Below are 16,510 nucleotides of genomic sequence, written 5' to 3' on the forward strand. Positions count from 1 at the left end.
TGGGCGCCATGTCGACCTATCGCGACCGCTTCATCGCCTTCGGCAACATCGCCGCCGCCTTCCGCTTCTGGCTGATGGCGCTGGCCGGGACGTTGCCGGTGGTGCTGATCGGCGGCGCGCTTCTGTTCTGGTCGCGCGGCATGGTCTCGGCGGGCGATATCGCGGCGACCGGCGCGGTGGCGCTGCGGCTCAGCCAGATGACCGGCTGGGTCAGCTTCACGCTGATGGGGATCTACGCCAATATCGGTGAGATCGAGGACGGTATCCGCACCATCACGCCTGCGCATACGCTGCTCGACAAGCCCGGCGCAGAGCCGCTTTCGGTCACCCAAGGGCGGATCGAGTTCCGCGACGTAGGGTTTGCCTATGGCCGCGAGGGCGGTGGCGGCATCGAGCGCATCGCGCTCGATATCCGGCCCGGCGAAAAGGTCGGTGTGGTCGGCGCCTCGGGGGCGGGCAAATCGACCATGGTGGCGCTGCTGCTCAGGCTCTACGACGCCGAACAGGGCGGTATCTATATCGACGGGCAGAATATCTCGGAGGTCACGCAGGAGAGCCTGCGCCGACAGATCGGCATGGTCACGCAGGAGACCGCGATGTTCAACCGCTCGGCGCTCGACAACATCCGCTACGGCCGGCCCGACGCCACCATGGCGCAGGTCATCGCCGCAGCCGAACGCGCCGAGGCGCATGAGTTCATCCTGACTCTGCGCGATCATATGGGCCGCGAGGGCTATGACGCGCATCTGGGCGAGCGTGGCGTGAAGCTTTCGGGCGGGCAGCGGCAGCGCATTGCGCTGGCCCGCGCCATCCTCAAGGACGCGCCGATCCTGGTGCTCGACGAGGCCACCTCGGCACTCGACAGCGAGGTCGAGGCGGCGATCCAACAGGCGCTGGAGCGTGTGATGGAAGGTAAGACCGTACTCGCCATCGCGCACCGGCTCTCGACCCTGTCGGAGATGGACCGGATCATCGTGCTCGACCGCGGTCACATCGCGGAGCAGGGCACCCACGAGGCGCTGCTGGCCAAGGGCGGGCTCTATGCGCGCTACTGGAACCGCCAGTCCGGCGGTTTCGTGAATGCCGAGGACGATGCCGGCGAGGCCGCCGAGTGAGGCTTGCCTCGGCCCCCCGGATCGGGGCATGAGGCATGGCATGGAACAGGTCACGATCGAACGGCTCGGGCATCAGGGCGACGGCATCGCGCCGGGCCCCGTCTTTGTCCCCGGCGCGCTCCCCGGCGAGGTTGTCGAGGGCGAGATAAAGAAGGGCGTCATGGCGGCGCCGCGCATCCTCACCCCCTCGGACCGGCGGGTGAAGGCGCCCTGCCGCCATGCCAAGAGCTGCGGCGGCTGCCAGCTGCAGCACGCGCATGATGATTTTGTCGCCGACTGGAAGGTCGGCGTGGTGCGCCACGCGCTCGCCGCCCACGCGCTCGAGGCCCCGTTCCGCCCCATCGCGACCTCGGCGCCGCAGAGCCGCCGCCGCGCGGCCTTCTCGGCCCGGCGCACCAAGAAGGGCGCGCTGGCCGGATTCCACATGAAGGGCTCGGACGTCATCGTCTCGGTGCCCGATTGCCTGCTGGTCGATCCCAGGCTCGCCGCCGCGCTGCCGCTGGTCGAGGCACTCGCGGTGCTGGGCTCGAGCCGCAAGGGCGAGCTTTCGGCGCTTGTGACGGTCAGCCTTAACGGGCTCGACGTGGCGGTGAGCGGCGGCAAGCCGCTCGATGCGCAGCTGCAGTCCGACCTTGCCGATCTGGCGCGCCAGCATGACGTGGCTCGCATCGCCTGGGGCGACGAGGTGGCGCTGACCCGCCGCCCGCCGGTTCAGCGCATGGGCCGCGCCGAGGTGGTGCCGCCGCCCGGCGCCTTCCTGCAGGCCACCCCCGAGGGCGAGGCCGCGCTGCTGGCCGGTGTCCGTGAGGCGGTTGCCGGCGCGCGCCACGCGGTCGATCTGTTCGCCGGCTGCGGCACCTTCGCGCTGCCGCTGGCCGAGGAGATGCGGGTGCACGCGGTCGAGGGCGACAAGGGCATGACCGCGGCGCTCGACAAGGGCTGGCGCATGGCCGAGGGGCTCAAGCATGTCACCCACGAGGCGCGCGACCTGTTCCGCAACCCGCTGCTGCCCGAGGATCTCGAGCGATTCGACGCCGCGGTGATCGACCCGCCCCGCGCCGGGGCCGAGGCGCAGGTGGCCGAGCTGGCCCGCGCCGGCATTCCGCGCATCGCCTTCGTGTCGTGCAACCCGGTGACCTTCGCGCGCGACGCGGCGGCGCTGGATGCGGCGGGCTATGTCATGGACTGGCTGCAGGTGGTGGACCAGTTCCGCTGGTCGACTCACGTGGAGCTGGTTGCGAGCTTCCGCCGCGCCTGAGGCCGTGTCCGGCGCGATTTCGCGCAATTCTAGGAATCTCGACGCTATCGTGAAGGCGGTTTTTGAGCTATAACCGTTCCCGCAAGAATAATGCCAAAGGCAAATGAGCGAGCGGACAGATGCGAGTATTCAGGCTTGTTTTCCTGATCGTGATGGCGATTGGGTTGGCTGCATGTAGCAGCAACAGCAAATTCCGGACCTACCATGGTCCCGAGGTGACCCATGTGGTCGTCAAGAAAAGCCAACGGCGGATGTATCTTCTGCACCACGACAAGGTGCTGAAGACCTACAACATCGGTCTCGGCTTTCAGCCACAAGGTCACAAGCAGTTCGAAGGCGACGGCAGGACCCCGGAGGGGCTCTATTTCATCGATCGCCGCAATCCGAACTCCAACTTCCACCTGAGCATCGGGATTTCCTATCCCAACCCGAACGACCGCGCCTACGCGGCGGCGGCGGGAAAAAGCCCGGGCGGAAACATCTTCATCCATGGTGGCCCGCCCAAGGCGCGCAAGCGCGGACAGGGCGGCGATCTTTCGACCAAGGGTCGCAGCAATGACTGGACATGGGGCTGCATCGCCGTCACCGACGAGCAGATGGAACATGTCTACGCGATGGTCAGAACCGGTACGCCGATCACGATCACACCGTGATCGGCACAGGAGGCGTCAGCCTCAGAACGCGTTGCTGGCGACCTCGATCGTACCCGGGGTCGCCGACAGGCCCGGCGCGCCAGTGACCAGCGTCCACCAGATCTTGCCGTTGCTTTCCTGATACCAGGCAAAGCCCATCTCGCGCGCGGTCGGATCGAGGATCACCTTGCGCGTGGCCTCTTCTTCCATCCATGCGGCAAGCGTCTCGAGCTCGGTCTCGTAGGTCTCCGAGATGTTTTCGCCGACGAGCCGGCCGTTATACCCGACCCGCTGGACCCGGTCGATCGGCGAAGACCCGTCCGAGCCGAAGTGCCAGGGGCGGTTCTGCACCGACATGTCACGCGAATGCGTTGCCGCGGCGGCGTTCAGCTTGGCATCGAGCTGCAGCGCGGGCGCGCCCGCCGCCTGGCGCAGGGCGTTGACCGAATCGAGCATGTTGTACTCGATCTTGGCGGTTGAGCCGGCCGGAATCCGATAGGCGCGCGGAAGCGGCTTTCCATCGGGGCCAATGGTGGGCTGGGTCGAGGAGGGGCCGCAGGACGCGACCAGCAACGCTGCTGCTACAGTGAGAAACGCGCGTCTGTGCATAATTTTGCCTGAAATTGTTGTTCCGGTTTCCATCCGCAATACCTTTTGGAGCGTCGCTAATCAAACGCACAACACCGTGAACGGATCCGCCGCACATCCTTCTGGAAGCGACTGAGGCTTTACGGCACTAGGCCTGTAAAGGTATCATGAACATTAACGCCCCGTCAGGGGCTTTTCGTTTTGCAAAACGAGGACATTGGGAAAATGGCACAGAATGGTTTCAATCGTCGGGCGTTTCTCGCCGGCACCGCAGCCACGATCGCGTCGCCGGCCCTGGCTCAGGACGTGAACACCGGCACCACCGAGATCGAGCGCCGGATTTCGACCGCGACCCGCCGCAACATCTCGAGCTTCCGCACGCTGGACTGGCAGCCGTATTTCTCGAACCTCAACAACGGCGCGATCCTGGTGGATATCTCGTCGCGCGCGCTGCATTACTGGCAGGAGAGCGGCGTCTATCACCTCTATCCGTGTTCGGTGCCGCTGACCGAGGATCTGACCCGTCGCGGCCGCACCCGGGTGATCCTGAAAGACCCGTCGCCTGACTGGCGCCCAACCCCGTCGATGAAACAGCGCAACCCGGAATGGCCCGACTATGTCGGCCCCGGTCCCGACAACCCGCTTGGCACCCGCGCCATGCACCTGAGCTGGACCTACTACCGGATTCACGGCACCCATGACACGCGCAAGATCGGTCGGCGGTCCTCGAACGGCTGCATCGGCCTTTATAATGAGCACATAGAGGCACTTTACCAAATGGCGACAGTTGGTACGCAAGTGTTGCTTATTTGACGCCCGAGGTCGCGCGGAGGGGGTCTGTCAAGTGCATTACATTGCATTTTCTCGGCTTTGCTGCTTAGACAGACTCACGAGGTAAGTCTTGGGTGCTTGTCGTGCAAATTCCTTTCACGACAGGCGATTATCTGGAGGATAACATGAAGAAACTCGCTCTCGCCGCAGTGCTCGCCGCCACCGCTTCGACCGCAATGGCCGGCTCCTACGCAAAAGACGACGTGGTCATGGAGCCCGTCGTTGTCGTGGAAGAAGCTCAGCAAAGCTCGTCGTCGGCCGGCATCCTGATCCCGCTGCTGCTTATCGCAATCGTGGCAGCTGCCGTTTCGGCAGACTGATCGCGTCCAGCGAACGAAGATGAAAAAGGCGGTGCCGATGGCGCCGCCTTTTTTGTTTGCCTGACCGGTCTGAACGCGCCGGGGCGGCGGCTCAGGAGAGCCAGCCGCCGAGGTTTTCCTCGATCACCGTCGACAGCGCATCGATATGCGCCGGATCGTCGTTGAGGCAGGGAATATAGGTGAACTGCTCGCCGCCGGCGTGCTCGAAGGACTCCTTGATCTCTTCGTTGATCTCTTCCAGCGTCTCGATGCAGTCGGCCGAGAAGGCCGGCGCGATCACCGCGATCTTCTTCTTGCCCTGCTTTGCCAGCTCGGCCACGTGCTCGACGGTGTAGGGGCGCAGCCATTCCTCGGGGCCGAAGACCGACTGGAAGGTGGTGGTGATCTGGGTCTTGTCCCAGCCCAAACGCTCGCGCAGCAGGCGCGTCGTTTTCTGGCACTGGCAGTGATAGGGATCGCCCTGCATCAGGTAGCGCTTGGGCATGCCATGATAGCTTACAACGAGGATGTCCGGCTTGTCCTCTACCGCAGCATAGCCGCGCTCGACCGACTGCGCCAGCGCCTCGATATATTGCGGATGCTCGAAATAGGGGTCCACAACGCGCGCGGTCGGCTGCCAGGCTTCCTCCATCAGGGCGCGGAAGAACTGGTCGTTCGCGGTGGCCGAGGTGGCGCCAGCATATTGCGGGTAGAGCGGGAAGAACAGGATCTTGCGGCAGCCCGCCTTGGTTATCGCCTCGACCTTGGACTTGGTCGAGGGGTTGCCGTAGCGCATGCAGAAATCGACCATCACCTGACCGCCGTAGCGCTCCTGCATCTTCGCCGCGATGGCGGCGGTCTGCTGTTTGGTGATCGTCATGAGCGGGCTCTCGTTGAGCTCTTCGTTCCAGATCGACTTGTAGTTCGCGCCCGAGCTGAACGGCCGCTTTCCGAGGATCACGGTCTGCAGCAGCGGCTGCCATTTCCATGCCGGGTAGTCGATGACCCGTTTGTCCGAGAGGAACTCGTTCAGGTACCGGCGCATCGGCCAGTAGGAGTAGTGATCCGGCGTGCCGAGATTGGCGAGCAGGATGCCCACCTTGGGGGCGGCGACTTCCGGGTGGTCCGCGGGGGCGTGCGCCGGGCGCTTGGCTGTGTCGGTGGCGTCGAGCATGGTCCTGTCCTGAGTGAATCCCTGATAGCTTTGCTTAGGTATCGCAAGATTGGAATGATTCAATCTTCGAGAGGCGTTTCCTGCGTATTCAGTGCATCGGCGAGACGTTGCGCCGCAGATCCGGGGCGCAGCGGCTTCTGCTGACTCGCGTCGGGGGCCCAGCCGGTGAGGGTGACGATCTCGAAACTCGCGGGAACCCGGCCCTCGGCATCGCCGAAGCTTTCGGCATAAAGCTCGGCGGCGCGCAGCATCACCGCGCGGCGGGTGGGCCGGCGCAGGCGGGCGGCGAGCGCGTTGCCCTCGCCCATGGCGCGCAGGTCGCGCATCAGGTGCAGGGCCGAGCCGTAGCTGGCGGTGAGGGTGAAGCTGTCGGCCACCGGCAGCGCCAGCCCGGCCCGTTGCAGCAAGGCGCCGAGGTCGCGGATCTCGCCCATCGGCACGATGCGGGGCGACAGCCCGCCGGTGATCTCGATCTCGGCCTGCCCGAGCGCGGCGCGCAGCTCGTGCAGGGTCTGGCCGCCGAAGCACATGGCGAGCAGCAGCCCGTCGGGCTTTAGCGCACGGCGCGCCTGCACCAGTTGGCCGACGGGATCGTTGGCCCAGTGCAGCGCCATCGCGTGCACCACGAGATCATGCGCGCCTTCCTCGAGACCCAGCACCTCGTCATCCGGCAGGACCTTGAGGCCCGGCAGCATGCCCTCCCAGACCTGCGGGAACGGGGTCACCACGGCGGGCGACGTAAAGACCTTGTTAACCACAAAGAGCCGATCCTGCACCTCGTCGCGGGCGGCTTCGTGCAGGAACAGGGCCGGATCGCGGGCCGCTCGGGCACGGTGACGGGCGAGGGCGGTGCGGTCGGTGAGGGGCGCGGGGCTGGACATGCCGGAGTGATTAGACCGATGCGGGGCACCATGCAAACGCTGCTGAGGATGCTGTACCCGCCACGCTGCCTGATCTGCGGCGGGCTGGTGGAAAGCGATTTCGGCCTTTGCGGCGCCTGCTGGCGGCAGACGCCGTTCCTGTCGGGGCTCATGTGCGCCACTTGCGGTGTGCCGCTGCCCGGAACCTCGGATCGGGAGGAGCATTGCGATGCCTGTCTCGCCACGCCGCCGCCCTGGCGGGCCGGCTGCGCGGCGCTGGCCTATCGCGACAATGGCCGCAAGCTGGTTCTGATGTTGAAACACGGCGACCGGCACGACATCTCCGCTGCCGCGGGCACGTGGATGGCGGCGCGGGCGCGGCCCTTGGCACCGGCCGGAACGCTGGTGGTGCCGGCGCCGCTGCACCTGCGCCGCCACCTGCGCCGGCGCTTCAACCAGTCGGCGCTGCTGGCGCGCGGCATTGCCGGGGCGCTTGGCCTCGACTGGTGTCCCGACGCGCTGCTGCGCACACGGCATACCCCGGTGCTCGATGGGCGGGGCAAGGAAGAGCGCTTTCGCACCCTTGCCGACGCCATCACCGTCCACCCGAAGCGGGCCGAGCGCCTGAAGGGGCGCCCGATCCTGCTCGTTGACGACGTGATGACCTCCGGAGCGACGTTTTCGGCGGCATCCGAGGCCTGCCGCGCGGCGGGGACGGGGCCCGTGTGCGTCTGCGCACTGGCGCGCGTGGCCAAGGACACCTAGATCTCGTGCAACAGATTGACCTATCCGAAGGGCACGACATGCAAGCGATCGAGATCTACACCACCCCCATCTGTGGCTTCTGCCACGCGGCCAAGCGCCTTCTCACCTCTAAAAATGCCGAGTTCACCGAGATCGACGTGATGCAGGATCCGTCGCGCCGGGCCGAGATGACCCAGCGCGCCAATGGTGGCCGCACCGTGCCGCAGATCTTCATTGGCGAAACCCATGTGGGCGGCTGCGACGACCTCTACGCGCTCGAGCGCGCGGGCAAGCTTGACGCGCTGCTGGCGGGCTGAGCGGGTGTCGCGGCGGCGACACTCTCTATTGACCTCCGGGGGGCCGGGGGTCAGAAATGCCGGGTCCCGCTCATGACCCACTGTTCAGATCCAATAGTCCCGGAATGACCGATCCTCAGAACGCGCTTGCCATCTCGCTGTTCAGCGAGCTTCTGATGGCCGATCAGCTGCTTCGCAACCGGCTGACGCGGGTGCTTCCGAACCGCATGGAGATCTCGCATTTCTCGGTGCTGAACCATCTCGCGCGGGTGCAGGAAGAGCGCACCCCGGCGCAGCTGGCGCGCAGCTTTCACGTCACCCGCGGGGCGATGACCAACACCCTGACCAAGCTCGAGATCGCCGGTTACGTGCATATCCGCCCCGACTGGGACGATGCGCGGCGCAAGATGGTGTCGATCAGCCCGGCGGGCCAGCGCGCCCGCGAGGCGGCGCTGGCGGCCATGGCGCCGGTGATCGCCGAGATGGTGGGCGAGCTCGGCGTGGAAAAGGTCCGCGCCGCGCTGCCGGTGCTGCGCGAGCTGCGCCTCAAGCTCGAGGCGGATTGAGCGGGGAGAGGCTCAGGCCAGAACCGGGTGCCGGTTCGAAGCCGCGAATTCGGTGATCTGCACCTTGACCACGCCGGCGCCTACGAACGGATCCTCGGCCATCAGCGCCTCGATCGCCGCAAGCGACTCCCCGATCGCGATGACGATACCGCCGCTGCGCGGGTTTTTCGGCCCCGAGCAGAGGAAATGCCCGTCCGCATAGCCCTGCTTGACGAAGGCCATGTGCGGTTCCAGCACCGGCTCGATCTGGTCGAAGGGCACGACATACTCGATATCGACGACAAAGAGGCTGTGGCCCTCGGGGATCACGCCCATGAGGCAACCTCCGGCTGGATCGCGGCGGTGACGTAGTTCACCGACAGGTCGCTGTCCGAGATCTTCCACGTCCAGCTGATCGGGTTGAAGACATAGCCCTTGCGGTCGACCGGCTGCAGGCCGGCCTGCCGCAGCAGGTTGTAAAGCTCGTCGGGGGTGATGAATTTCCCCCAGTCATGCGTGCCCTTGGGCAGCCAGCGCATCACCCATTCGGCGCCGACGATGGCCATCGCAAAGCTCTTGGCGTTGCGGTTGATGGTCGAGCAAAGATGCAGCCCGCCGGGCTTCAGCAGCGCCTGACAGGCCTTGAGATAGGCCAGCGGGTCGGCCACGTGCTCGACCACTTCCATGTTGATCACCACGTCGAAGAGTTCCTTCTCCTCGGCCAGCGCCTCGGCGGTGGTGTGGCGGTAATCGATCTCGAGCCCGGACTGCTCGGCATGGAGCTTTGCGACAGGGATGTTGCGCTCGGCGGCATCGACGCCCACGACCTCGGCGCCGAGCCGCGCCATCGGCTCGCAGAGCAGCCCGCCGCCGCAGCCGATATCGACGATGCGAAGGCCGTCGAACGGCTTCGGAGCGGTGAGGTCGCGGTCGTATTCCCCGGCGATCTGCCGGGTGATGTAGTCGAGCCGGACCGGGTTCATCATGTGCAGCGGCTTGAACTTGCCGTCCGGGTCCCACCACTCGGCCGCCATGGCCTCGAATTTCGCGATTTCGCTCGGGTCGACGGTTTCGGTCATTGGTCCTTTTTCCCCATGGTCTTTTGGGTGTCGCTGTTAATATAGATGGAACATGGACAAATACCCGGGCCAAAAGCGCGCAGTGCAGTATCTCTACCCGTCCATCGACCCCTTCGATCAACGCATGATCGACATGGGGGACGGACACAAGATCTATGTCGAACAATGTGGAAATCCACGCGGCGTGCCGGTGATCGTGCTGCATGGCGGGCCCGGAGGCGGCTGCTCGCCCGCGATGCGGCGCTATTTCGACCCGCGCGTGTTCCGTGTCGTGCTGTTCGACCAGCGCGGCTGCGGCCGCTCGCGGCCCCATGCCAGCGTCACCGACAACACCACCTGGCACCTCGTTTCCGACATCGAGCGCATTCGCAAGACGCTCGAGATCGAGCGCTTCATCGTCTTCGGCGGCAGCTGGGGCGCAACGCTGTCGCTGATCTATGCCATCAGCCATCCCGAGCGGGTGCGCAACCTCGTGTTGCGCGGCGTCTTCATGATGACCCGCACCGAGCTCGACTGGTTCTATGGCGGCGGGGCAGGCCAGTTCTGGCCCGAGCCCTGGGCGCGCTTCACCGACCTGATCCCGGAAGACGAGCGCGGCGACCTGATCGGCGCCTATCACAAGCGGCTGTTCTCGGGCGACATGCGCGAGGAGACCCGCTTTGCCCGGGCCTGGTCGAGCTGGGAGAACGCGCTGGCCTCGGTCTATTCCAACGGCGCCGGGGGCGATGCGCCGGGCGATTACGCCCGCGCCTTCGCGCGGCTCGAGAACCATTACTTCGTCAATGACGGCTTCCTCGAGGAAGACGGCTGGATCCTGAACAATATTGGCAAGCTGCACGGTATTCCCGGGGTCATCGTTCAGGGCCGCTACGACATGATCTGCCCGCCGCAGCGCGCGTGGGAGCTGGCGCGGGCCTGGCCCGACGCCGACCTGCGGATGATCCGCAACGCCGGCCACGCGCTCTCGGAGCCGGGCATCAGTGCCGAACTTGTGCGCGCCATGGACCAGATTGCCGAGCAAGAGGGTTTACAGGGCGGCGCGGGTCTTTAATCTCGGCCGGCCGGAGGCGAGACTGCAGGGAATCGCCGCCTCAACGCAGGAAAGACCGACCGTCCCATGAGTGGCTTCAAACGCCGTCGCCTGATCCAGACAGCCCTCGCCGCCGCGGTGCTGGGCGCGTCCGGCGTTTCTGCCGCGCAGGCCCGCTCCGGCGGCACGCTGCGTGCGGGCCTCGGCGGGGCGCACCCGACCGACAGCTGGGACGCGCGGACCCATTCCGACCTCTTCATGATCGCGGCAGGGCAGGGGGCGGTCTTCGACACGCTGACCGAGGTTGCCGCCGACGGTTCGCTGCGCGGCGAACTGGCCACCGGCTGGGAGGCCAGCGCCGACGCCCGCATCTGGACCGTGACGCTGCGCGAGGGCGTGCGCTTTCACAACGGCACGCCCTTCACCGCAAGCGACGTGATCGCCTCTCTTAATCTGCATACCGAGCCCGGCACCGCCTCGGGCGCGCGCCCGCTGGTCGAGACCATCGCGCGGATGGAGCGCCTCTCGGATCATCGCCTGCGCTTCACGTTGGCCGAGGGCAATGCGGATTTCCCCTACCTGCTGGCCGATTACCACCTGCTGATCTACCCGGCGGACCAGATCGACGAGGCCATCGCGCGGGGCATCGGCACCGGGCTCTACCGGGTCGAGGCGTTCGAGCCGGGCCGGCGCTTCATCGGCCGCCGCGTCGAGGGGCATTACAAGGACGGGCAGGCGGGCTGGTTCGACCAGATCGAGTTCCACGCCATGAACGACGGCGCGGCGCGCGTCTCGGCCCTGCGCGGCGGACAGGTCGACACCATCAGCCGGGTGGCGCCGCAGCGCGCCGCATGGCTGCGGGCCGAGCCGAGCCTGCGGCTGCAGGACATCCCCGGCAACCAGTATTACGGCTTTGCCATGCAGACCGGCGCCGCGCCGTTTGACGCGCTGCAGATCCGGCAGGCGCTGAAGCATGCCATCGACCGGCAGGCGATCCTCGACCGGGTGCTCCTGGGCCATGGCCGCATCGGCGCCGACAGCCCGCTTGGGCCCGCGAACCAGTACGCCTCCGATCTCGCCGCCCCGGCCTACGATCCCGACCGCGCGCGCTTTCATCTGAAGCAGGCCGGTCTTTCGTCCCTGACCCTGCCGCTTTCGGTTTCCGAGGCCGCCTTCGAGGGCGCGCCCGAAGCGGCGGCGCTGTTCGCCGAGAGCGCCCGCGCGGCGGGGATCGAGATCGCCCCGGTTGCCGAACGTGCCGAGGGCTACTGGTCCGAGGTTTGGCGCAACCGGCCCTTCACCGCCTGCGCCTGGTCCGGTCGGGTGACCGAGGACTGGATGCTCTCGACCCAGATGCGCCACGGCGCGCCCTGGAACGACACCCAGTGGGGCCTCGAGCAGAGCCCGCGCTTCCAGTCGCTGCTGACCGAGGCCCGCGCCGAGCTCGACAGCGCCCGGCGCCGGGCGCTTTATGGCGAGATGCAGCAGATCGTGCGCGACGAGGGCGGGCTTCTGGTGCCGGTCTTTGCCAACCACCTGCAGGCCCATAGCGACCGCATCGCCACGCCGCGCAGCGTTGGCAACCTCTGGGCCATGGACAACGCCCGGTTCGCAGAGCGCTGGTGGCGCGCCTGAGCAGGCCCTAGCCGAACACTCTCTCGACCAGAGCCATCAAGCGCCCGAACCGCCGCGCCTGCGCGGAGCTTCGGTCTGCGTCGCGCGCCGGCAGGCCCCACCACTCCGCCAGAACCCGGTTGCGCAGCAACAGCCTCACCGACGCATCGTCCGGCCCCACCACGCGGTAGCCCTCGAAGAAAGCCGCAAGCGCCTCTGGCGGCAGCACCTCGCCTTTGGGGATCGCGTCCTTGGGCGCGTGCAGGATGGCGTAATCGGTCAGAAGCCGGGCAATATCGTGCCCCACCGGGACAACCCTGCCGCCGGCAAAATCCACGCCCCAGCAATGGTGCTCGTCCAGCACGAGGTTGCGCTGGTGCAGATCGCCATGGGTCTGGGCGGTCACCGTCTCCTGCCCTTCGAACCCACCCTGCATGCTGCAAAGCGCTTCGGCACAGTCGAGAAACCGCTGCGGCTCCGCGACCTGCCGTTCCCCGGCACGCAGCTCGTCGATCACCCAGCGCAGGAAGCGGATGGTGAATTTCGGCTGAAACACCCGCGTCTCGCCGGGCAGCGCCCGGTGAAACCCGTCCAGCCATGCCCCCGCCCGCCGCAGCAGCTCTGCCTGACGGTCCAGCGAAGCGACCTCCAGCAGCACCGAGAGCGGCCGCGCCTCGAGATGGTCCATCACGCAGGCCTGCCGCTCGAGATCCACCGCCCGCATCAGCGGCAGCCCCTCGGGCCAGACCTCCTGCACCGCCATATGCGCCGCGATCCCGTCGGTGAATTTCTCCGGATCCACCGGTCGTGCCTGATGCTTCAGCACCAGCCGCCGCCCCTCCGGCCCAATGAGCCGCAACAGCACCCGCGCCACCCGCGCATCCTCGCGCCGGGCCAGCGGCGCCGCCTGCCAGAGCCCCGGATCCTCGCCCATCTCGCGCGCCAGATCGGGCCAGAGCGCCAGCGCCGCCGCCTCGAGATCCCCGCCCCGCATTTCCATCCGCTCGCCCCTGCTCTATGTCCGATGCAAGGGCATCGCCTTGTCGCGGCAATGTCCAGCCCCCATATGGCGCCCAGCACGAGAAGGAGACGAGACATGGCCGATCAGGAATTCCCCGGCTGGCACGGCACCACGATCATCGGCGTCCGCAAGGGCGGGCAGGTGGTCGTCGCGGGCGACGGGCAGGTGAGCCTTGGCCAGACCGTGATCAAGGGCTCGGCCCGCAAGGTGCGGCGCCTGTCGCCGGGCGGCGCCGACGTGGTCTGCGGTTTTGCCGGCTCCACCGCCGACGCCTTCACCCTGCTCGAACGGCTGGAAGGCAAGCTCGAGAAGACCCCGGGCCAGCTGCAGCGCGCCTGCGTCGAGCTCGCCAAGGACTGGCGCACCGACAAGTACCTGCAGAAGCTCGAGGCGATGCTGATCGTCACTGACGGGCGCGAGCTCTATGTCATCACCGGCGCCGGCGACGTGCTCGAGCCCGAGCATGACATCGCCGCCATCGGTTCGGGCGGCAATTTCGCCCTCGCCGCGGCGCGCGGCATGATGGACAGCGAGCGCTCGGCGGAAGAGATCGCCCGCCGCGCCATGGCCATCGCCGCCGACATCTGCGTCTACACCAACGGCAATCTCACCGTAGAGACCATTTCGGCCTGAGACGCCGCGAAAGGACCATCATGACCGACCTGACCCCCCGCGAGATCGTCTCGGAACTCGACCGTTTCATCATCGGCCAGAAGGACGCCAAGCGCGCCGTCTCCGTGGCCCTGCGCAACCGCTGGCGCCGCAAGCAGCTCAGCGAAGACCTGCGCGACGAGGTCTATCCGAAGAACATCCTGATGATCGGCCCGACCGGCGTCGGCAAGACCGAGATCTCGCGCCGCCTCGCCAAGCTCGCCAAGGCGCCGTTCATCAAGGTCGAGGCGACCAAGTTCACCGAAGTTGGCTATGTCGGGCGCGACGTCGAGCAGATCATCCGCGATCTGGTCGACAGCTCGATCTCGCTCACCCGCGAGCACATGCGCGAGGATGTGAAGGCCTCGGCCCACAAGGCCGCCGAAGAGCGGGTGATCGAGGCGATCGCCGGCACGGATGCCCGCGAGTCGACGCGCGAGATGTTCCGCAAGAAGCTGCGCAATGGCGAGCTCGACAATACTGAGATCGAGCTCGACGTGGCCGAGAGCGCCTCGCCGTTTCCGATGATGGAGATCCCCGGCCAGCCGGGCCAGAGCATGGGGATGATGAACCTCTCCGAGATGTTCGGGAAGGCCTTCGGCGGGCGCACCACGCGCAAGAAGCTGACGGTGGCGGAGAGCTACGAGATCCTGATCCAGGAAGAGGCCGACAAGCTGCTCGATGACGAGGTGGTCAAGAAGGCCGCGCTCGAGGCGGTGGAGCAGAACGGCATCGTCTTCCTCGACGAGATCGACAAGGTCGCGGCGCGGCAAGAGACCCGCGGCGGCGATGTCTCCCGCGAGGGCGTGCAGCGCGACCTGCTGCCGCTGATCGAGGGCACCACGGTCTCGACCAAGCACGGCCCGGTGAAGACCGACCACATCCTGTTCATCGCCTCGGGCGCCTTCCACATCGCCAAACCGTCGGATCTGCTGCCCGAGCTTCAGGGCCGCCTGCCGATCCGGGTGAACCTCCGGGCGCTGACCGAGGATGATTTCGTCCGCATCCTGACCGAGACCGACAACGCGCTGACGCGCCAGTACACCGCGCTGATGGCCACCGAGGAGGTCACCGTCGAGTTCACCGAAGACGGCATCCACGCGCTCGCCCGGATCGCGGCGCAGGTCAACGAAAGCGTCGAAAACATCGGCGCGCGCAGGCTCTACACGGTGATGGAGCGGGTCTTCGAGGAGCTCTCCTTCACCGCCCCCGACCGCGCCGGCGACAAGATCACGGTGAACGGCGAGTTCGTCGAGACCTATCTCGGCGAGCTGACCCGCTCCGCCGACCTCAGCCGCTACGTGCTCTGACGCCAAGTCGCCTCGCAGCCTCCGAGAAGAGCGGCGCCCCCGCTCTTCTCTACGTTCCAAATACTCCCGCCGGAGGCATCCCCCCGCCCAACCGGCACTCCGCAGGGCTCCCCCCGAGCCCAACGCCACCAAACACCCCCGCTCTTCTCTACGTCCAAAATACTCCCGCCGGAGGCGTCCCCCCGCCCAACCGGCCCACGCCGGGCTCCCCCCGAGCCCAACGCCACCAAACCGCCCCCATCATCTTCTCTTCGTCCAAAAATACTCCCGCCGGAGGCGTCCGGCCCCTACCGCCGGCCCGAGCCTCTGGCTATCGTCGCGACGACAGCCCAAGGAGGTGCCCCATGAAACGCTCGCGCATCAACGAGATCATCCGCGAAGGCGATGCCTTCATCCGCAGCCACGGCTTCTGCCTGCCGCCCTTTGCCTATCTGACACCGTGTGAGCTGCGCAAAGCCGAGCATGGCGAGATCAAGCGCCGCAACATGGGCTGGGACATCACCGATTACGGCGCCGGCGATTTCGACAAGATGGGGCTGTTTCTCTTCACCACCCGCAACGGGCTCAACGCCGATCTCGGCAAGCACAGCGCCATGCTCTACGCCGAGAAGATCATGATCTCGCGGCGCGACCAGCTCAGCCCCAACCACCGGCACGACATCAAGGTCGAGGACATCATCAACCGCGGCGGCGGCACGCTGGTGCTCGAGCTCTTCGCGGCAACGCCGGAGGGCGAGATCGACCGCCACGCCCCGGTGACGGTGCTCTGCGACGGCATGGAGCGCACCCTGCCGCCGGGCGGGCACCTGAAGCTCGATCCCGGCGAGTCGGTGACCCTGTTCCCGACCACCTGGCATGCCTTCTGGGGCGAGGGCAGCGACGTGTTGATCGGCGAGGTCTCGACGGTGAACGACGACCTCACGGACAATATCTTCGAGATGGAGATCGGCCGCTTTTCCGACATCGAGGAGGATGAGCCGCCGCTGCATCTTCTGGTGTCGGATTACGCCTCCAGGCTCTGAGTGGGGCCTCCCGAACGAAAAATGCGCCCCGCGAGGAGGCGCATTTTCCAATTTCAACCGATCTGGGAGCGATCAGATCGCGTCCTTGATCCAGCTTTCGATCGATGCTTTCGGCGCGGCGCCGGTGCGGTTCGAGATCACCTCGCCATCCTTGAACAGGAACAGCGCGGGGATGCCGCGCACGCCGAGCTGAGCGGCAACGGCCTGATCGTGGTCGACGTTGATCTTGGCAACCTTGACCTTGCCTTCATACTGCTCGGACAGCTCTTCGAGCGCCGGGCCGATCTGCTTGCAGGGGCCGCACCATTCGGCCCAGAAATCGACCACGACGGGGATGTCGGAGTTCTTCACTTCCTCGTCGAAGGTCGCGTCGGTGACGGGAACGGTGGCCATGATTCTCTCCTTAACGGGTTTGGCAGCCGGTAACTTGAGGCGCGAAGG

Annotated in this window: 20 protein-coding genes; 13 read left to right on the top strand and 7 right to left on the bottom strand. The window is 66.6% G+C overall.

Features of this window, described 5'->3' with window-relative positions:
- From AC6RA4_RS04375 to AC6RA4_RS04385, 3 genes are all read left to right on the top strand, one after another.
- The coding region (locus AC6RA4_RS04375) for an ABC transporter ATP-binding protein (RefSeq protein ID WP_500157758.1) at positions 1-1,115 on the top strand (1,115 nt) is incomplete at its 5' end.
- Between the two features lie 40 nt (positions 1,116-1,155).
- Positions 1,156-2,373 (top strand): class I SAM-dependent RNA methyltransferase, encoded by a 1,218-nt coding sequence (locus AC6RA4_RS04380; RefSeq protein WP_500157760.1) that lies wholly within the window; start codon positions 1,156-1,158, stop codon positions 2,371-2,373.
- 119 nt (positions 2,374-2,492) lie between these two features.
- Positions 2,493-3,026 carry a L,D-transpeptidase family protein gene (locus AC6RA4_RS04385; protein ID WP_500157762.1) on the top strand — a complete coding sequence of 178 codons (534 nt, stop codon included), beginning with the start codon at positions 2,493-2,495 and terminating at the stop codon, positions 3,024-3,026.
- Positions 3,027-3,047: 21 nt separating this feature from the next.
- Here the strand turns inward: AC6RA4_RS04385 and dalA are convergent, their stop codons facing one another.
- Positions 3,048-3,614: a divisome-associated lipoprotein DalA gene (dalA, locus tag AC6RA4_RS04390; protein ID WP_500157821.1), complete on the bottom strand. Its 567-nt coding sequence runs from the start codon at positions 3,612-3,614 to the stop codon at positions 3,048-3,050.
- A gap of 204 nt (positions 3,615-3,818) precedes the next feature.
- Here dalA and AC6RA4_RS04395 point away from each other — a divergent pair, with 204 nt between their 5' ends.
- Positions 3,819-4,406 (top strand): L,D-transpeptidase, encoded by a 588-nt coding sequence (locus AC6RA4_RS04395; RefSeq protein WP_500157765.1) that lies wholly within the window; start codon positions 3,819-3,821, stop codon positions 4,404-4,406.
- A 143-nt stretch (positions 4,407-4,549) separates the two neighbouring features.
- Positions 4,550-4,744: a ferrochelatase gene (locus tag AC6RA4_RS04400; protein WP_500157767.1), complete on the top strand. Its 195-nt coding sequence runs from the start codon at positions 4,550-4,552 to the stop codon at positions 4,742-4,744.
- Between the two features lie 91 nt (positions 4,745-4,835).
- On the opposite strand, the gene hemH is transcribed toward AC6RA4_RS04400, so the two are convergent.
- Both hemH and AC6RA4_RS04410 read right to left on the bottom strand, forming a co-directional pair.
- Positions 4,836-5,897 carry a ferrochelatase gene (hemH, locus tag AC6RA4_RS04405; RefSeq protein WP_500157769.1) on the bottom strand — a complete coding sequence of 354 codons (1,062 nt, stop codon included), beginning with the start codon at positions 5,895-5,897 and terminating at the stop codon, positions 4,836-4,838.
- 59 nt (positions 5,898-5,956) lie between these two features.
- Positions 5,957-6,778: a methyltransferase domain-containing protein gene (locus AC6RA4_RS04410; RefSeq protein WP_500157771.1), complete on the bottom strand. Its 822-nt coding sequence runs from the start codon at positions 6,776-6,778 to the stop codon at positions 5,957-5,959.
- Between the two features lie 30 nt (positions 6,779-6,808).
- Here AC6RA4_RS04410 and AC6RA4_RS04415 point away from each other — a divergent pair, with 30 nt between their 5' ends.
- The 3 genes from AC6RA4_RS04415 to AC6RA4_RS04425 all read left to right on the top strand — a co-directional run bounded on the left by AC6RA4_RS04415 (position 6,809) and on the right by AC6RA4_RS04425 (position 8,363).
- Positions 6,809-7,522 carry a ComF family protein gene (locus AC6RA4_RS04415; protein ID WP_500157773.1) on the top strand — a complete coding sequence of 238 codons (714 nt, stop codon included), beginning with the start codon at positions 6,809-6,811 and terminating at the stop codon, positions 7,520-7,522.
- A 38-nt stretch (positions 7,523-7,560) separates the two neighbouring features.
- On the top strand, positions 7,561-7,818 hold the full coding sequence (grxC, locus tag AC6RA4_RS04420) for a glutaredoxin 3 (protein WP_500157775.1): 258 nt from the start codon (positions 7,561-7,563) through the stop codon (positions 7,816-7,818).
- A gap of 104 nt (positions 7,819-7,922) precedes the next feature.
- Positions 7,923-8,363, top strand: a complete 441-nt coding sequence (locus AC6RA4_RS04425; RefSeq protein ID WP_500157777.1) for a MarR family winged helix-turn-helix transcriptional regulator — start codon at positions 7,923-7,925, stop codon at positions 8,361-8,363.
- A gap of 12 nt (positions 8,364-8,375) precedes the next feature.
- Here AC6RA4_RS04425 and AC6RA4_RS04430 read toward each other — a convergent pair whose 3' ends face one another.
- Entirely contained in the window at positions 8,376-8,678 is a 303-nt protein-coding gene (locus tag AC6RA4_RS04430) for a YciI family protein (RefSeq protein ID WP_500157779.1), read from the bottom strand.
- Positions 8,669-9,421, bottom strand: a complete 753-nt coding sequence (gene ubiG, locus AC6RA4_RS04435) for a bifunctional 2-polyprenyl-6-hydroxyphenol methylase/3-demethylubiquinol 3-O-methyltransferase UbiG (protein ID WP_500157781.1) — start codon at positions 9,419-9,421, stop codon at positions 8,669-8,671. The genes AC6RA4_RS04430 and ubiG overlap by 10 nt, the downstream gene beginning before the upstream one ends.
- A 52-nt stretch (positions 9,422-9,473) precedes the next feature.
- Here ubiG and pip point away from each other — a divergent pair, with 52 nt between their 5' ends.
- Both pip and AC6RA4_RS04445 read left to right on the top strand, forming a co-directional pair.
- Positions 9,474-10,472 (top strand): prolyl aminopeptidase, encoded by a 999-nt coding sequence (pip, locus tag AC6RA4_RS04440; RefSeq protein WP_500157783.1) that lies wholly within the window; start codon positions 9,474-9,476, stop codon positions 10,470-10,472.
- Positions 10,473-10,538: 66 nt separating this feature from the next.
- Positions 10,539-12,086 carry an ABC transporter substrate-binding protein gene (locus AC6RA4_RS04445; protein ID WP_500157785.1) on the top strand — a complete coding sequence of 516 codons (1,548 nt, stop codon included), beginning with the start codon at positions 10,539-10,541 and terminating at the stop codon, positions 12,084-12,086.
- A gap of 7 nt (positions 12,087-12,093) precedes the next feature.
- Here the strand turns inward: AC6RA4_RS04445 and AC6RA4_RS04450 are convergent, their stop codons facing one another.
- On the bottom strand, positions 12,094-13,065 hold the full coding sequence (locus AC6RA4_RS04450) for a phosphotransferase (protein WP_500157787.1): 972 nt from the start codon (positions 13,063-13,065) through the stop codon (positions 12,094-12,096).
- A gap of 96 nt (positions 13,066-13,161) precedes the next feature.
- Between AC6RA4_RS04450 and hslV the strand changes: the two genes are divergently transcribed.
- The 3 genes from hslV (at position 13,162) to AC6RA4_RS04465 (ending at position 16,069) form a co-directional block, all read left to right on the top strand.
- The gene (gene hslV, locus AC6RA4_RS04455) at positions 13,162-13,719 is read left to right on the top strand and encodes an ATP-dependent protease subunit HslV (protein WP_500157789.1); all 558 of its coding nucleotides are present in this window, start codon (positions 13,162-13,164) and stop codon (positions 13,717-13,719) included.
- A 20-nt stretch (positions 13,720-13,739) separates the two neighbouring features.
- Positions 13,740-15,047, top strand: coding sequence for an ATP-dependent protease ATPase subunit HslU (gene hslU / locus AC6RA4_RS04460; protein WP_500157791.1), 1,308 nt, complete (start codon positions 13,740-13,742; stop codon positions 15,045-15,047).
- Positions 15,048-15,391: 344 nt separating this feature from the next.
- On the top strand, positions 15,392-16,069 hold the full coding sequence (locus AC6RA4_RS04465) for a D-lyxose/D-mannose family sugar isomerase (RefSeq protein ID WP_500157793.1): 678 nt from the start codon (positions 15,392-15,394) through the stop codon (positions 16,067-16,069).
- A gap of 72 nt (positions 16,070-16,141) precedes the next feature.
- On the opposite strand, the gene trxA is transcribed toward AC6RA4_RS04465, so the two are convergent.
- Complete coding sequence (gene trxA, locus AC6RA4_RS04470) at positions 16,142-16,462, bottom strand: thioredoxin (protein ID WP_500157795.1); 321 nt, start codon at positions 16,460-16,462, stop codon at positions 16,142-16,144.
- Positions 16,463-16,510 lie beyond the last annotated feature (48 nt).

This window comes from Salipiger sp., assembly GCF_059781815.1.

Bases quoted from the DNA above. Each gene is read 5' to 3' on its own strand.
- AC6RA4_RS04380 (WP_500157760.1), top strand. From the start codon at position 1,156: ATGGAACAGGTCACGATCGAACGGCTCGGGCATCAGGGCGACGGCATC.
- AC6RA4_RS04385 (WP_500157762.1), top strand. From the start codon at position 2,493: ATGCGAGTATTCAGGCTTGTTTTCCTGATCGTGATGGCGATTGGGTTG.
- dalA (WP_500157821.1), bottom strand. From the start codon at position 3,614: ATGCACAGACGCGCGTTTCTCACTGTAGCAGCAGCGTTGCTGGTCGCG.
- AC6RA4_RS04395 (WP_500157765.1), top strand. From the start codon at position 3,819: ATGGCACAGAATGGTTTCAATCGTCGGGCGTTTCTCGCCGGCACCGCA.
- AC6RA4_RS04400 (WP_500157767.1), top strand. From the start codon at position 4,550: ATGAAGAAACTCGCTCTCGCCGCAGTGCTCGCCGCCACCGCTTCGACC.
- hemH (WP_500157769.1), bottom strand. From the start codon at position 5,897: ATGCTCGACGCCACCGACACAGCCAAGCGCCCGGCGCACGCCCCCGCG.
- AC6RA4_RS04410 (WP_500157771.1), bottom strand. From the start codon at position 6,778: ATGTCCAGCCCCGCGCCCCTCACCGACCGCACCGCCCTCGCCCGTCAC.
- AC6RA4_RS04415 (WP_500157773.1), top strand. From the start codon at position 6,809: ATGCAAACGCTGCTGAGGATGCTGTACCCGCCACGCTGCCTGATCTGC.
- grxC (WP_500157775.1), top strand. From the start codon at position 7,561: ATGCAAGCGATCGAGATCTACACCACCCCCATCTGTGGCTTCTGCCAC.
- AC6RA4_RS04425 (WP_500157777.1), top strand. From the start codon at position 7,923: ATGACCGATCCTCAGAACGCGCTTGCCATCTCGCTGTTCAGCGAGCTT.
- AC6RA4_RS04430 (WP_500157779.1), bottom strand. From the start codon at position 8,678: ATGGGCGTGATCCCCGAGGGCCACAGCCTCTTTGTCGTCGATATCGAG.
- ubiG (WP_500157781.1), bottom strand. From the start codon at position 9,421: ATGACCGAAACCGTCGACCCGAGCGAAATCGCGAAATTCGAGGCCATG.
- pip (WP_500157783.1), top strand. From the start codon at position 9,474: ATGGACAAATACCCGGGCCAAAAGCGCGCAGTGCAGTATCTCTACCCG.
- AC6RA4_RS04445 (WP_500157785.1), top strand. From the start codon at position 10,539: ATGAGTGGCTTCAAACGCCGTCGCCTGATCCAGACAGCCCTCGCCGCC.
- AC6RA4_RS04450 (WP_500157787.1), bottom strand. From the start codon at position 13,065: ATGGAAATGCGGGGCGGGGATCTCGAGGCGGCGGCGCTGGCGCTCTGG.
- hslV (WP_500157789.1), top strand. From the start codon at position 13,162: ATGGCCGATCAGGAATTCCCCGGCTGGCACGGCACCACGATCATCGGC.
- hslU (WP_500157791.1), top strand. From the start codon at position 13,740: ATGACCGACCTGACCCCCCGCGAGATCGTCTCGGAACTCGACCGTTTC.
- AC6RA4_RS04465 (WP_500157793.1), top strand. From the start codon at position 15,392: ATGAAACGCTCGCGCATCAACGAGATCATCCGCGAAGGCGATGCCTTC.
- trxA (WP_500157795.1), bottom strand. From the start codon at position 16,462: ATGGCCACCGTTCCCGTCACCGACGCGACCTTCGACGAGGAAGTGAAG.